Raw genomic sequence first — 13,157 nt, forward strand, 5'->3', positions numbered from 1 at the left:
TAGAAAGGTCTGTACCACAGGTCAATAGGTCTGGACCACTGCTCTTCGGGGCACTACCCTGGGGCCGCTCGGCCCTCTTCCCGGCCGCGGGCGCTCCGTGCCGGGCGCTCCGTGCCGGGCGATCCGTGTCAGATCCCCAACTCCTGCGCCAGGACGGCCGCCTGGACGCGGCTGCGCAGCTCCAGCTTGCCGAGCAGCCGGCTCACATGCGTCTTCACCGTGGCCTCAGCCATCTCCAGCCGCACCGCGATCTCCGCGTTCGACATCCCCTCACCGAGACAGGACAACACCTCGCGCTCGCGCCGGGTGAGGGAGTCCAGCACGCCCGGATCGGCGGCCGGCTCCCGTACGGGCTTCGCGGCGAACTCGGCGATCAGCCGCCGGGTGACCGCGGGCGCGATCGTGCCCTCCCCCCGCGCGACCGTCCGTACGGCCGCTATGAGGTCCTTCGCGTCCGTGTTCTTGAGCAGGAAGCCGGAGGCGCCCGCCCGCAGCGCCCCGAAGACGTACTCGTCGAGGTCGAAGGTGGTCAGCACGAGTACGTCGGCCAGGTGCTCCGCGACGATCCGCCGGGTGGCGGTGACCCCGTCGAGGCGCGGCATCTGAACGTCCATCAGCACCAGGTCCGGGCGCAGCTCGCGGGCCATGGCCACGGCCTGCTCGCCGTCGGCCGCCTCGCCGGCCACCTCGATGTCGGGTGCGCTGCGCAGGATCAGCACGAGCCCGGCGCGTACGGCGGACTGGTCCTCGGCGACGAGCACGCGGATCATGCGGGTTCTCCTAGCGGGTGCCGGGTGGTGGGCAGGGACGCGCGGACGGCCCAGACCCTGGCGTCCGGGTCGTCCGGCAGGCTCTCGGGGCCGGCCTCGAAGCTGCCGTCCAGCAGGGCGGCCCGCTCCCGCATGCCGACCAGACCGGCACCGGAACCGGGGGCGCGCGGCCCGTCCCGGTCTCCGTACGGACTGGTCACGGTGAGGTCGAGCCGGTCGTCGCAGCGGGTCAGGACCACCGTGACCCGCCCGGGGCACGCGTGCTTGAGGACGTTGGTGAGGGACTCCTGCACGATGCGGTACGCGGCCAGCTCCACCGGGGCGGGCAGCGGGCCGCCCGGGGAGGCGTCGAGCACGACGTCCAGGCCGTGGCCGCGGAAACCCTCGACGAGCGCGTCCAGCCCGTCCAGCGTGGGGGAGGCGGCAGGCTCGGTGCCGCCGCCGTGGTCGCGCAGGATGCCGATGAGACGGCGCATCTCCGCGAGCCCCTCGACGCTGTTCTCCCGGATGACGCCGAGGGCCTGCCGGGTGGTCTCCGGGTCGTCGAGGGACTGGGCCGCCGTCGCGTGGATGGCGATCGCGGACAGGTGGTTGGCGACCACGTCGTGCAGCTCGCGGGCCATCCGGGAGCGCTCGGCGGTGACCGCCTGGACGCGGTCCATCTCGGCGAGCAGGGCGGTCTGCTCGGCACGCAGCCGGGCGGCCTCTGCGGCGTCGCGGTGGTTGCGCACGATCAGCCCGGTGGCGGCGGAGGCGAAGGTCACGGCGCCCGCCGCCACGCCGACCAGCAGCGCCTCCGGCCCCTGCAGCACCGCGACCGCCACCACCGTCACGGCGACGGTGAAGAGTGCGCTGATCCACGGCATGCGGCGGGCGAACGCCGACGGCCCGTACAGGACGGCCGCGTACAGGACGTCGGTGTACATCACGACCGTGGCCAGGCTGCCCCGCGTGCACAGATCGACGGCGATCGCGGCGGTGCCGGCCAGCAGCGCCGTGCGCGGGGCCGTCCGGCGCAGCAGTTCGCAGCCCGCCATCACGACGAGCGGCGCCAGCGGGAGCCAGGGGCCTTCCCACAGCACCTGCGGCTGGTCGTCGGGCCGCATGTCCAGTCCGATGCCCCACAGCAGCAGTCCGCCGAACAGCCCCGCGAGCGCGATGCCCACGTCGAGGCGGTGCGGGCGGGGGAGCGTGACGGCCATGCCACCATCCAACACGCCCCGGCCGTCCTCCGCCTGATCCTGGGGGAGGGTCCGGACTGCATCCTTCGATGTACGGCGGTCTCGTCACCGCCGACGACGATCTGGCCGTCCCGGGACGGGAGCCTGGAAGGGTGACCGAGAGGAGCGAGCCGTGATCGTCACGCTGATCATCGTCTGTGAGGTCGGCTTCTGGGTGCTGCTGGCCGCGGGTCTGGCCGCGCGCTATCTGCTGGGCAAGCCGCGCCTGGGCCTGGCCCTGCTGCTGTGCGAGCCGCTGCTGGAGGTCCTGCTGCTGGTCGTCACGGCGATCGACCTCAGGAACGGCGCCGATCCGGACTGGACGCACGGCCTGGCCGCGCTCTACATCGGCTACACCGTCGGCCACGGTCACCGCACGGTGCAGTGGCTCGACGGGCACGCCGCCCACCGCCTCGGCGGCGCCCCGAAGCCCGCCGGACCGCCGCGTCACGGCATGGCATGGGCCCGCCACGAGGGCAGGGTGTGGCTGGGCACGCTCCTCGGCGCGGCCGTCGCGACCGCCCTGCTGCTGGTCGCGATGTGGTACGTGGGCGATCCGGACCGTACGACGTCCCTGCAGAGCTGGATGCACGTGGCCTGGCGGGCGGCCACGTTCCACGGACTCTTCGCCCTCGCCCACTTCGTCTTCCCCAAGAAGCCGCCGGAAGGGGACGGTGCGAAGGAGGAGCGGCCGGCACGGGAGTCGGCCGCGGGCCGGTAGCGGGTCTCAGCGCTCCCCGCCCGGCACCCACAGCACGTCGCCGGTCTCCTTGTTGGCCGTGCGCGCGAGGATGAACAGGAGGTCCGACAGCCGGTTGAGGTAGGTGGCGGTCAGGGGATTCATCGTCTCCCCGTGGACCTCCAGCGCCGCCCACGTCGACCGCTCGGCCCGGCGGACGACCGTGCACGCCTGGTGCAGCAGGGCCGCGCCGGGGGTGCCGCCGGGGAGGATGAAGGAGCGCAGCTTCTCCAGGTCCTCCAGGAAGCGGTCGCAGTCCGCCTCCAGCTTGTCGATGTACGGCTGTTCGACCCGCAGCGGCGGGTACTCCGGATCGGCGACGACGGGCGTCGACAGATCGGCCCCGACGTCGAACAGGTCGTTCTGCACCCGGGTGAGGACCTTCACGACCTCCTCGTCGAGACGGCCCAGCGCCACCGCCGTGCCGATGACCGCGTTGGCCTCGTTGGCGTCGGCGTACGCGGAGATCCGCAGGTCGGTCTTGGGCACCCGGCTCATGTCCCCCAGGGCCGTGGTGCCCTTGTCGCCGGTCCTCGTGTAAATGCGCGTCAGGTTGACCATCCACCCAGCGTAGTTACGCCGGAAGCACCGTTGAGCGCGAAGGTGCTCAACTACGCCGTCCGGGGCGACGGGCGGCCCTCCACGGTGTGATGTCCGTCATGTGAGACGTGACGCGCGTTACTTACCGGTCACAAGGCCTCTCACGAGCGCTAGTGTCCGCCAGAGAGGCCCCTCGACCGCTCGGCGCCGCCGCACGGGGGGACACCCACCGAAGTTCCAGCGTGCAAGCGCTCGTGCGATCGTTCAAAGAGGAGTCGATAGTGGCACGGAAGCTCGCCGTCATCGGAGCCGGACTCATGGGGTCCGGTATCGCCCAGGTCTCCGCGCAGGCGGGCTGGGACGTCGTCCTGCGCGACGTCACCGACGAAGCCCTCACGCGCGGCACCGACGGCATCAAGGCCTCGTACGACAAGTTCGTGGGCAAGGGCCGGATGGAGGCGCGCGACGCCGAGGCCGCCCTGGCGCGCATCACGCCCACCACCGACCTGGACGCCGCCGCCGAAGCGGACGTCGTCGTCGAGGCGGTCTTCGAGAAGCTCGACGTGAAGCACGAGATCTTCCGCACGCTCGACAAGATCGTGCGCGCGGACGCCGTGCTCGCCTCCAACACCTCCGCCATCCCGATCACCAAGATCGCGGCGGTGACGGAGCACCCCGAGCGCGTCGTCGGCACGCACTTCTTCTCGCCCGTGCCGATGATGCAGCTCTGCGAACTCGTCCGCGGCTACAAGACCAGCGACGAAACCCTCGCCACCGCCCGGGAGTTCGCCGAGTCCGTCGGCAAGACCTGCATCGTCGTCAACCGTGACGTGGCCGGCTTCGTCACCACCCGGCTCATCGCCGCCCTCGTCGCCGAGGCCGCGAAACTCCACGAGTCGGGCGTGGCCAGCGCCGAGGACATCGACCTCGCCTGCCGGCTGGGCTTCGGGCACGCCATGGGCCCCCTGGCCACGGCCGACCTCACCGGCGTGGACATCCTGCTGCACGCCATGAACAACATCTACACCGAGTCGCAGGACGAGAAGTTCGCCCCGCCGGAGCTGATGCGCCGGATGGTGGATGCCGGTGACATCGGCCGCAAGAGCGGGCAGGGCTTCTACAAGCACTGAGCGGCCGTCGACCGCAGCTCGGTGAGAAAGTGAAAGAAGGTCAGCTTTCACACTTTGAGCTGAAATCGGTGTCGACTCGCTTACAAGGGGCAACCTCTGGGGTTCTTGACGACGTCAGAGGTTGCATCACCGACAACGACCGGTGCGGACACGCACTCGCGGGGAGCGCATATGTTCATCAGGGGCGACCACGCCGAGCTGGTCGTCGGGGGCCGCCTCGACGTACGCAGCGCGGCGGACGCCCGTACGGTCCTGCACTCGGCCGTCGACGACGGAGCCGGCGACCTGGTGCTCGACCTGTCACAGCTGGACTCCTGGGACGCCACCGGACTCGGCGTGATCATGGGCGTCCACCGGCGGGCCGGACGGTGCGGGCGGCGGCTGGTGCTGCGTGACGTACCGCCGCAGATGCAGCGGCTCCTGGTCGCCACCCGGCTGCACCGGATCCTCGCCATCGAGGGCGGTATTGGAGTGGAGTCGCTGCCCCGCGTGTGAACCCATGTGCGCGCGGGCACGTACGACACACGTGTGACGTGGCGGACACGGGACACCCGGACGACCCGGGAGCCAAGCACACCGCACACGCAATCCTCATGAGACTGTGACGTCTCGGACGGACCGGTACCCCGCCTGGTCAGGGATACTGACTCAAGGTTTAGGGTGCGGCTGCCCGCCGTCTTCAGACCCTCGAGTGGGCACCGGACCAGAAGCGACAGCGCGGTGTGCGGCACGGCCGGGAGGGGCTGAGAGGCACACGACGCTTTTGGGGGGCGAGAACCTATGGACCCGACCAGCCCGGGATCCGACGAGTACGGCCACGAGGACGGCCGGGCGCCTCGCCCGCGCCCGCCACGCGAGGCCCTGACACCCGACTTCGGCCAGCACGCGCCGGCGCTCGCCCGCACCGTCCAGGTCGTCACGGGCGACTTCCTGCTCACCGTCAACCCCGTCGACGGCAGCGAGGTCGAGAACTGCCCGCCCGCGGAGCGCCCCGGCAGGCCCGGGAAGCACCCGGCCGCCGAGCGCACCGAACTCGACCGCGCCGCCCGGCCGCCCGCCCCCTCCGGCCCCGCCCGGCCCCGGATGCCGCTCCTCCAGCGCCACGAGGAGCGCGAGCGGCTGGTACGGCTCCTCGCCCGCGGCCGCTCCGTCCACCTCACCGGCCCCGCCGGCTCCGGCCGCACCGCACTGCTCGACCTGGTCGCCGAGGACTGCGCCGGTCTCGCGCCCGACGGCGTCGTCCGGCTGACCGGTCATCGCCGCACCCCCGCCGACCTGCTGTACGACCTGTTCGCCGCCGTGCACGCGGCGCCGCTCCACCGGCCCGGGCCGGACGAGCTCCTCGCGTACGTCCGTGAGATCGGCGCGGTCGTCGTCCTGGACGACGTGGAGTTCGGCGGCGGCGCGCTCGACGAACTGCTCGACGCCACCCCCGAGTGCGCCTTCCTGATCGCCGCCACGCCCGACGTACCCGGGCCGTCCGCCGGCTCCTCCCTCGAAGAGGTGGTCCTCGGCGGGCTCGGCCGCGACGCGGGACTGCACCTCCTGGAGCGTGCCGTCGGCCGGGTGCTCACCGAGGACGAGACGACCTGGGCAGGCGACCTCTGGTTCGAGTCCGAGGGGCTGCCCCTGAGGTTCGTGCAGGCCGGGGCGCTGCTGCGGCAGCGGGACCGGCTGCGCGCCGACTCGGACGCCGTCGACGACCTCGGTGTCTTCGCGGAGGCACCGGACTCCCGGACGCCCGCGTCGTCCGAGCCGGGCGACGTGCCCCGGGACACGGGGGACGGTTACGCGCCCCTCCCGTCGCTCGCCGAGGCCGCCGCCCCCGCCGCGCTGCTCGCGTCCCGGCTGAGCGAGTCGGCGCGCGAGACGCTGCGGATCGCGGTCGCGCTCGGCGGCGAGGTGCCGCACCAGGCGCATCTGCCCGCGCTGGTGGGGGACACCCACGCGGACGCGGCCCTGGCGGAGCTGGTGAGCACCGCACTCGTCACCCCGGTCGGCGCCCGGTACCGGCTCGCGGCCGGGGTGCTGGCCCAGCTGGAGGCCGCCGGGTACGCCGACGACGCCGAGGAGCGAGCCGTCTCCGTCGCCCAGCACTACTCCTGGTGGGCCGGGCACCCCTCGGTCACCCCCGAGCGGGTCACGGCCGAGGCGGACGCCGTCCTCGCCGCGCTGACCGTCCTCGTCCCGCTTGCGACGCCGCCGGGCGAGGGCGAGGAGAGCGCCGCCGTGCGGCTGGCCCGGCAGGCCGCGCCCGCGTTCGCCGCGGGCCTGGACTGGGGCGCCTGGGAGCGGGCGCTGCGCTCGGGCGCCGAGGCCTCCCGGCTCGCCGGCGAGGTGGGCGAGCAGGCCTACTTCCACCACGAGCTGGGCGTCCTGGCGCTGCTCTCCGGGCAGCTCGACCGGGCCCGCGCCGAACTGGAGACCTCCATCGGCCTGCGCGGCGCCCTCGCCGACAAGCGCGGCACGGTCGCGGGCCGACGCGCCCTCGCCCTGGTCGCCGACCGCTCCGGGGCCACTCCGCCCGGCGGACGCACGGCCGCGGGGGAGGAGGTGCCGGACGCCCGGCACGAGGAGTCGGCCTCGCCGCCCGGCGGCGTCCCGGCCGCACCCGCCGCCGCGTCGTACCCCACGCCCCAGCCCCACGACCGGTCCCCGGCGGTGGTCGCACAGCGCACCGCTGCCTCCAAGGGAGGCATCGGCGGCCGTCTGGTCAGCGGCGCCCGGCGCAACCTGGTGGCCGCTGGCGCGGGCGCGCTGCTCGCCGCCGTGCTCGGCACCGTGGTGACCCTGGGCGCCACCTCCGACGGCGGTGGGAACGCCCCGTCCGAGCAGGTCGGCGTCGATCCGTCGGCCAGCCCCGGCTTCGAGGACGACAGCCTGGGCGCGGACCGTGCGAAGCAGGGCCCGAACGACGACCCGGGCACCGTGACCACGCCCACGGACCCGGGGCCCGACGGCACGCCGGGCACGGCGGACGACCCCTCGCCGACCGGCAGCGCCGAACCGTCGGACGACCCGAGCGGCAGCCGGAAGCCGGACGACGACGAGCCCAGCGGCAGCGGGTCACCGTCGGGGGCTACGCCCTCCAAGAGCCCGTCCACGCCCACGAAGCCCGGGACACCGCCGGGGGACACATCGGAGCCGGACCCGGACCCGGAGCCCACCGGCTCCACGAGCGACCCGGTGACCCCGCCGGAGTCGACGACGCCCCCGGAGGAGACGGAGCAGCCGGAGGACCCGCCCCCGCCGGAGACGAGTACCTCGGCGAGCGGCACCGCCCCCGGCGCCCCGACGACCGAAAGCGGTCCGGCCGGCACCCCGGGGAGTACCGGCACCGGCTCGGCGGGCGACCCGGTGAACACCTGACGGTGCGGTTGCGGGGACGGATCCGTACCGGAGCGACGGAAGCGAGGCGAGGGCCGGGTCCCGATATCACGGACCCGGCCCCCGGCCGTAAGCGCACCGCTCAGAACAAGCGAAGTTTGTCGTCCTCGATGCCCCGCAGCGCGTCGTAGTCCAGAACCTGGCAGCCGATGCCGCGGTCGGTGGCCAGGACGCGGGCCTGGGGCTTGATCTCCTGGGCCGCGAAGATGCCGCGGACCGGGGCGAGACGGGGGTCGCGGTTCAGCAGTTCCAGGTAACGGGTGAGCTGTTCGACACCGTCGATCTCCCCGCGCCGCTTGATCTCGACGGCGACGGTCCGGCCCTCGGCGTCGCGGCACAGGATGTCGACGGGACCGATGGCCGTCATGTACTCGCGGCGGATGAGCGTGTAGCCCTCACCGAGGGTCTCGATGCGGTCGGCCAGCAGTTCCTGCAGATGGGCCTCCACCCCGTCCTTGATCAGACCGGGGTCGACGCCGAGCTCGTGCGAGGAGTCGTGCAGGACCTCCTCCATCGTGATGATGAGCTTCTCGCCCGCCTTGTTCACGACCGTCCAGACGCCCTCCTCGTCGCCGGAACCCTCCTTCAGCGTGCAGGGCGGCGACATCCAGTTGAGGGGTTTGTAGGCCCGGTCGTCCGCGTGGATCGAGACGCTGCCGTCCGCCTTCACCAGGATGAGACGGGGAGCCGAGGGAAGGTGGGCGGTGAGCCGGCCGGCGTAGTCGACGGAGCACCGGGCAATGACGAGACGCATGGTCGGAAACGCTACTCGACACCCCTCGGCGGACGCGATTCGCCCACCTCATCACGGCTGTGAGCGCCCACCGGCCCGGTACGCGCCGTTCCGCGCCGCGCGCACGCTGCCAATTGTCACGTGCCGTAGGCAACTCTGATCATTAATGGCTGATTGTGACTATCGGAGCGCCTTCCTCCTGGTGCGGTCACCCCGCTGTGCCTACGGTGGAAACAGGAGGTCGCGATCCATGCACACAGAGTGGTCACTTCGCGGACTCCTTCCCTGTCCGTCAGCCCCCGTTCCCGCGGGGGTTCGAGAGGAGAACCCATGTCGCTCGACGTCTCACCGGCCCTACTCGAACAGGCCGAGCGAGGCGAGGTCGACGAAGCGGCCTTCGTCGACTGCGTCCGGACCTCCCTGCCCTTTGCATGGGAGATGATCAGCTCCCTGGTGGCCCAGCTGAAGGTGGACGGCGGAGACTTCGCCGACAACCAGACGCCGCCGCCGGACGAGCAGGCACGTGGCCAGCTGCTGCGTGCGCTCGCGAGTGACGCGATACGCGGCGCGCTGCAGCGGCACTTCGGTGTGCGGCTGGCCTTCCAGAACTGCCACCGGGTGGCGGTCTTCCCGCTGGACTCCGCGGTGGACGACACGCTGGCACGCTTCACCTCGGTCCGCAACCAGCTGCTGAACCAGTCCCCGGAGCTCCGGGACTGCTGAGCGCAGCCCTCGGCACCCTGACTTGTCGTCCCGTACGCGGGAGGTGCTCAGGTACTGGGGCGGCAAGTCCCCGTCGTGCCGCGGTCCCCGACCGCGGCACGGGTCCGCGGCCCGGCCGCACCGGTGCCACCGGTGCCGGGCCGGTCGGGGACCCGTCGTACAAGTCCGCGGCTCGGCCGCATCCGGGCGGCCGGGCCGTGGTCCGGCCGCTCAGCGCAGCTGGGGGAGGACCTCGGAGCCGATCCGCCGTACGTTCTCCTCGGTGCAGTACAGGTCGCCGGAGCCCTCGACGAGCAGCGCGAAGCGCGAGATGCCCGTCCGCTCGGCGGTCGCCGCCAGCCGGTCGGCGCACAGCCGGGGCGAACCCACCGGGTGCAGATCGCAGAGCAGTTCGGTGTACGTCCGCGGATCCCGCATCGCGCGGGCACGGCCGTCCACCGTCACATGCGCGGCCAGTCCCTGCCGCAGCCATCCCGGCATCGCCTTGGTGAGCACCTCGACGGCGTCCGTCCTCCGGTCCGCGACCTGGCAGACCCCGGCGGAGACGTGCGCGGCACCGGTGATCTCGTCCGCCGTACGGCCCGCCGCGCGTGCGTACCGCTGCCACAGCGCGACCATCTCCGCCTTCTCCTCGTCTCCGACGTGCATGCCGAGCAGCATGGGCAGCCCGCGCTCGGCCGCGAGCCGGACGGTCGCGGGAGAGGTGCACGCGACGACGACCTCGGGACCCGGGGCACCGTGCAGGGAGTCGGCCGGCATCGGGACGACCGGGACCTCGCGGAAGGAGAACCGTTCCCCCGAAGCCCCGACCGACGGTTCGCGCAGCCAGCGCACCAGCAGATCGAGTGATTCGGGGAACCCCGTCTCGAACGCCTCGACGCCCGTACCGAACACCTCGAGATCCACCCACGGCCCGCCGCGGCCCACGCCGAGCGAGAACCTGCCGCCCGACGTCACGTGCAGCAGCGCCGCCTGCTCGCCGAGGGCCACGGGGTGGACGGTGGGGAGCACGCTGACCGCGGTGCCGATCCGGATCCGGCGGGTGCGGCCGAGGAGTAACGCGGCCAGGGTGATCGCCGACGGGCAGGTCCCGTAGGGGACGAAGTGGTGCTCGGCCAGCCAGACCGAGTCCAGACCCGCTTCCTCCGCCGCCACGGCCGTCCGCACGGCGCGGTGCAGCGCCTCCCCCTGACCCTGGCCCGGGAACTGGGCCGCGATGACAAAACTTCCAACACGCATGGTATTTCCTGCTTTCTCGGCTCCGACGCGGAGCTCCCCCACTGGCATAACCGTCTGACACGTGCCTGAGACACGGCGGGCTACGGGTTTTGCGGATTGTCCGCCGAATGTGCTCGTCAGAGGGGGATGTGTGCCGGTTCGTCGGGGGGCACCCGCCCGCGCGCGGCCCGCGTAGGCTGGAGGAGATCCATGCTCCCCGTGCAGCCCCGTGAGGTGTTCTGTGTCCCCGCGTCGTAACCGACCCAAGGGTGCCGACTCGTCCGGCCGGAGCGCCGACGCGGACCGGGCCGACCGCTACGGCGGCTGGCAGTCCACCGAGGACTGGCGGGGCGAGGAGTGGAGCGTCCGGCACGTCGCGGGCGCGAGCGCCGTGGGCAAGACCTACCGCTGCCCGGGCTGCGACCAGATGATCCCCTCGGCGGTGCCGCACGTGGTCGCCTGGCCCGAGTACGCGGGCGTCGACGACCGCCGCCACTGGCACAAGGCCTGCTGGAACGCGCGGGACCGCCGCACCTCCCCGGTGCAGCGGTCCCGTAACGCCCCGCGTTACTAGCCGTGGCCGCGGACGGTCACACGTCCCTGCGGTCCAGCAGCGCGAACGCGCCGGCGATCGCCGCGGCGGTGATGACGGCGAGGACGGCGAGCTGACGGCCGCCCCCGTCGCCGCCCACGTCGAAGACGGCGGCGAGGGAGTTGATGGCGTTGTACTCCAGCACCTTCTCGGCGACCGGGCGCAGGCTCTCGGAGATCAGCAGGAACGCGGGCAGGATCGCGGGGACCAGCACCACGCCGAGCATCGTGGTGATCGCGCCCGCCGAGTGCCGCAGCATCGAGCCCACCGCGAGCGCGAGGACACCGAGCAGCGAGACGTACAGGGCGCCGATGACGACCGTGCCGCCCCACGGCGCGCCGCCCGCCCCGCTGTGCAGACCCGCCGAGAACAGGCCGACCACGCCGATCGCGAGGGCCGAGACGACGAACGCCACCGCGAAGAAGATGATGAGCTTGGCGGCGAGCACCCGGTGGCGCTGCGGCGAGGCCGTGAACGTCGTACGGATCATCCCCGTGCCGTACTCCGACGAGACCACCAGCACGCCCAGCGTGATCAGGCAGATCTGCCCGAGGATCAGGCCGAAGAGGGCGGGGATGGTGTACGGGGTGTCGCGGTAGTCGAGGTCGGTCGTCTGCAGGGCGACCAGGAACCCGATGCCGACCACCAGGAGCAGGAAGACGCCGAGCGTCCACATCGTGGAGCGGACCGAGCGGATCTTCGTCCACTCGGAGGCGATCGCGTGCCCGAGGTGGGTGCGCACGACGGGGATGGGCGAGGTGTACGAGGACGGGCCGGGCGCCGGCTGCCAGTGGGGCGCGGGCTGCTGCGGCGCGTGCTGCGGTGCGGGCGGCTGGGGCGCGTGCTGCGGTGCGGGCGGCTGGGGCGCGGAGGGCTGGGGCGTGCTCATCGGGCGTCCTCGGGCTTGGTCAGGTCGGCGGGCGCGGGCGCGGGCGCGGGCGCGGGCGTGGCGGGCTCCGCGGGCGCCGGGGCGGCGTACGGGTTCCCGGGCGACGGGGCGGCCGGTGCGCCGTACGGGCCGGTGGCCTGCGGCATCGGCTGCGGCATAGCGAAGGGCTGACCGCCCTGCTGGGGCGGCGGCGGGGCGTACCAGCCCGGCTGGCCCTGCCCGGGCACCGGCATCGGGGGCTGCACCCCGGGCGGCAGCGGCTGCATGAGCCCCTCCCGCTGGTCGGTCGTCGAGCGGTAGTCGACGGCGGCCTGCGTCATCCGCATGTACGCCTCCTCCAGCGAGGCCTGGTGCGGCGACAGCTCCCACAGCCGTACGTCGGCCTCGTGCGCTAGGTCGCTGATCCGGGGCAGCGGCAGCCCGGTGACGCGGAGCGCGCCGTCGGGCTCGGGCAGCACCTGTCCGCCCGCCTCCGTCAGCGCGGCCGTCAGCTTCTCCCGCTGCTCGGCATCGGGGGTGCGGGCCCGCGCGAAGTCCGCGGAGTTCGCCGCGATGAAGTCCCGCACGCTCATGTCGGCGAGGAGTTGGCCCCGCCCGATCACGATCAGGTGCTCCGCGGTCAGCGCCATCTCGCTCATCAGGTGCGAGGACACGAAGACGGTGCGTCCCTCGGCGGCGAGGGACTTCATCAGGTTGCGCACCCAGAGGATGCCCTCCGGGTCGAGGCCGTTGACCGGCTCGTCGAAGAGCAGCACCTGGGGGTCGCCGAGCAGCGCCGCGGCGATGCCGAGCCGCTGCCCCATGCCGAGCGAGAACCCCTTGGACCGCTTGCGGGCCACGTCCTGCAGGCCGACGACCCCGAGCACCTCGTCCACGCGCCGCTCCGGTATGCCGGAGAGCTGCGCGAGGCAGAGCAGGTGGCTGCGCGCGCTGCGGCCCCCGTGCACGGCTTTCGCGTCCAGCAGGGCACCGACCTGGCGGGGTGCGTTCGGCAGTTTCCGGTACGGGTGGCCGCCGATCGTCACATGGCCCGAGGTGGGGTTGTCCAGACCGAGGATCATGCGCATCGTGGTCGACTTGCCCGAACCGTTCGGGCCGAGGAAGCCGGTGACGGTGCCCGGCCGTACCTGGAAGGAAAGGTTGTGCACGGCCGTCTTTGCGCCGTAGCGCTTCGTCAGGCCGACTGCCTCGATCATTCTCCGCACCCATCGAAAGG

At 72.8% G+C, this 13,157-nt stretch carries 13 protein-coding genes; 6 read left to right on the forward strand and 7 right to left on the reverse strand.

What is annotated here, in order from left to right; translation table 11 throughout:
- Nucleotides 1-128: 128 nt before the first annotated feature.
- On the reverse strand, nt 129-770 hold the full coding sequence (locus IEZ04_RS04600) for a response regulator (protein ID WP_189215266.1): 642 nt from the start codon (nt 768-770) through the stop codon (nt 129-131).
- Entirely contained in the window at nt 767-1,972 is a 1,206-nt protein-coding gene (locus IEZ04_RS04605) for a sensor histidine kinase (RefSeq protein WP_189215267.1), read from the reverse strand. Before IEZ04_RS04605 ends, IEZ04_RS04600 begins: the two co-directional genes overlap by 4 nt.
- 151 nt (nt 1,973-2,123) lie before the next feature.
- On the opposite strand from IEZ04_RS04605, the gene IEZ04_RS04610 reads away from it, so the two are divergent.
- A complete protein-coding gene (locus IEZ04_RS04610; RefSeq protein WP_189215268.1) occupies nt 2,124-2,711 on the forward strand; it encodes a hypothetical protein in 588 nt (195 codons plus the stop codon).
- A 6-nt stretch (nt 2,712-2,717) separates the two neighbouring features.
- On the opposite strand, the gene IEZ04_RS04615 is transcribed toward IEZ04_RS04610, so the two are convergent.
- Nucleotides 2,718-3,290 carry a cob(I)yrinic acid a,c-diamide adenosyltransferase gene (locus IEZ04_RS04615; RefSeq protein ID WP_189215269.1) on the reverse strand — a complete coding sequence of 191 codons (573 nt, stop codon included), beginning with the start codon at nt 3,288-3,290 and terminating at the stop codon, nt 2,718-2,720.
- A gap of 260 nt (nt 3,291-3,550) precedes the next feature.
- Here IEZ04_RS04615 and IEZ04_RS04620 point away from each other — a divergent pair, with 260 nt between their 5' ends.
- The 3 genes from IEZ04_RS04620 to IEZ04_RS04630 all read left to right on the forward strand — a co-directional run bounded on the left by IEZ04_RS04620 (nt 3,551) and on the right by IEZ04_RS04630 (nt 7,768).
- The gene (locus IEZ04_RS04620) at nt 3,551-4,399 is read left to right on the forward strand and encodes a 3-hydroxyacyl-CoA dehydrogenase family protein (protein ID WP_189215270.1); all 849 of its coding nucleotides are present in this window, start codon (nt 3,551-3,553) and stop codon (nt 4,397-4,399) included.
- Nucleotides 4,400-4,570: 171 nt separating this feature from the next.
- A complete protein-coding gene (locus tag IEZ04_RS04625; protein ID WP_189215271.1) occupies nt 4,571-4,894 on the forward strand; it encodes an STAS domain-containing protein in 324 nt (107 codons plus the stop codon).
- Nucleotides 4,895-5,179: 285 nt separating this feature from the next.
- On the forward strand, nt 5,180-7,768 hold the full coding sequence (locus IEZ04_RS04630) for an ATP-binding protein (RefSeq protein WP_189215272.1): 2,589 nt from the start codon (nt 5,180-5,182) through the stop codon (nt 7,766-7,768).
- A gap of 100 nt (nt 7,769-7,868) precedes the next feature.
- Here IEZ04_RS04630 and nucS read toward each other — a convergent pair whose 3' ends face one another.
- The gene (gene nucS / locus IEZ04_RS04635) at nt 7,869-8,540 is read right to left on the reverse strand and encodes an endonuclease NucS (protein WP_189215273.1); all 672 of its coding nucleotides are present in this window, start codon (nt 8,538-8,540) and stop codon (nt 7,869-7,871) included.
- Between the two features lie 309 nt (nt 8,541-8,849).
- Here nucS and IEZ04_RS04640 point away from each other — a divergent pair, with 309 nt between their 5' ends.
- Entirely contained in the window at nt 8,850-9,242 is a 393-nt protein-coding gene (locus IEZ04_RS04640; RefSeq protein ID WP_189215274.1) for an SCO5389 family protein, read from the forward strand.
- Nucleotides 9,243-9,452: 210 nt separating this feature from the next.
- Here the strand turns inward: IEZ04_RS04640 and IEZ04_RS04645 are convergent, their stop codons facing one another.
- On the reverse strand, nt 9,453-10,481 hold the full coding sequence (locus IEZ04_RS04645) for an LLM class flavin-dependent oxidoreductase (RefSeq protein ID WP_189215275.1): 1,029 nt from the start codon (nt 10,479-10,481) through the stop codon (nt 9,453-9,455).
- A gap of 220 nt (nt 10,482-10,701) precedes the next feature.
- Between IEZ04_RS04645 and IEZ04_RS04650 the strand changes: the two genes are divergently transcribed.
- A complete protein-coding gene (locus IEZ04_RS04650; protein ID WP_189215276.1) occupies nt 10,702-11,034 on the forward strand; it encodes an Rv1322 family protein in 333 nt (110 codons plus the stop codon).
- 16 nt (nt 11,035-11,050) lie between these two features.
- On the opposite strand, the gene IEZ04_RS04655 is transcribed toward IEZ04_RS04650, so the two are convergent.
- Both IEZ04_RS04655 and IEZ04_RS04660 read right to left on the reverse strand, forming a co-directional pair.
- Entirely contained in the window at nt 11,051-11,941 is an 891-nt protein-coding gene (locus IEZ04_RS04655; protein WP_189215277.1) for an ABC transporter permease, read from the reverse strand.
- Nucleotides 11,938-13,137 carry an ABC transporter ATP-binding protein gene (locus tag IEZ04_RS04660; protein WP_189215278.1) on the reverse strand — a complete coding sequence of 400 codons (1,200 nt, stop codon included), beginning with the start codon at nt 13,135-13,137 and terminating at the stop codon, nt 11,938-11,940. The genes IEZ04_RS04655 and IEZ04_RS04660 overlap by 4 nt, the downstream gene beginning before the upstream one ends.
- Between the last annotated feature and the right edge of the window lie 20 nt (nt 13,138-13,157).

The organism is Streptomyces ruber, from assembly GCF_014648075.1.
Taxonomy (GTDB): Bacteria; Actinomycetota; Actinomycetes; order Streptomycetales; family Streptomycetaceae; genus Streptomyces; species Streptomyces ruber.

Coding starts and splice junctions, on each gene's coding strand:
- IEZ04_RS04605 (WP_189215267.1), bottom strand. CDS start 1,972: ATGGCCGTCACGCTCCCCCGCCCGCACCGCCTCGACGTGGGCATCGCG.
- nucS (WP_189215273.1), bottom strand. CDS start 8,540: ATGCGTCTCGTCATTGCCCGGTGCTCCGTCGACTACGCCGGCCGGCTC.
- IEZ04_RS04615 (WP_189215269.1), bottom strand. CDS start 3,290: ATGGTCAACCTGACGCGCATTTACACGAGGACCGGCGACAAGGGCACC.
- IEZ04_RS04655 (WP_189215277.1), bottom strand. CDS start 11,941: ATGAGCACGCCCCAGCCCTCCGCGCCCCAGCCGCCCGCACCGCAGCAC.
- IEZ04_RS04625 (WP_189215271.1), top strand. CDS start 4,571: ATGTTCATCAGGGGCGACCACGCCGAGCTGGTCGTCGGGGGCCGCCTC.
- IEZ04_RS04600 (WP_189215266.1), bottom strand. CDS start 770: ATGATCCGCGTGCTCGTCGCCGAGGACCAGTCCGCCGTACGCGCCGGG.
- IEZ04_RS04630 (WP_189215272.1), top strand. CDS start 5,180: ATGGACCCGACCAGCCCGGGATCCGACGAGTACGGCCACGAGGACGGC.
- IEZ04_RS04640 (WP_189215274.1), top strand. CDS start 8,850: ATGTCGCTCGACGTCTCACCGGCCCTACTCGAACAGGCCGAGCGAGGC.
- IEZ04_RS04645 (WP_189215275.1), bottom strand. CDS start 10,481: ATGCGTGTTGGAAGTTTTGTCATCGCGGCCCAGTTCCCGGGCCAGGGT.
- IEZ04_RS04660 (WP_189215278.1), bottom strand. CDS start 13,137: ATGATCGAGGCAGTCGGCCTGACGAAGCGCTACGGCGCAAAGACGGCC.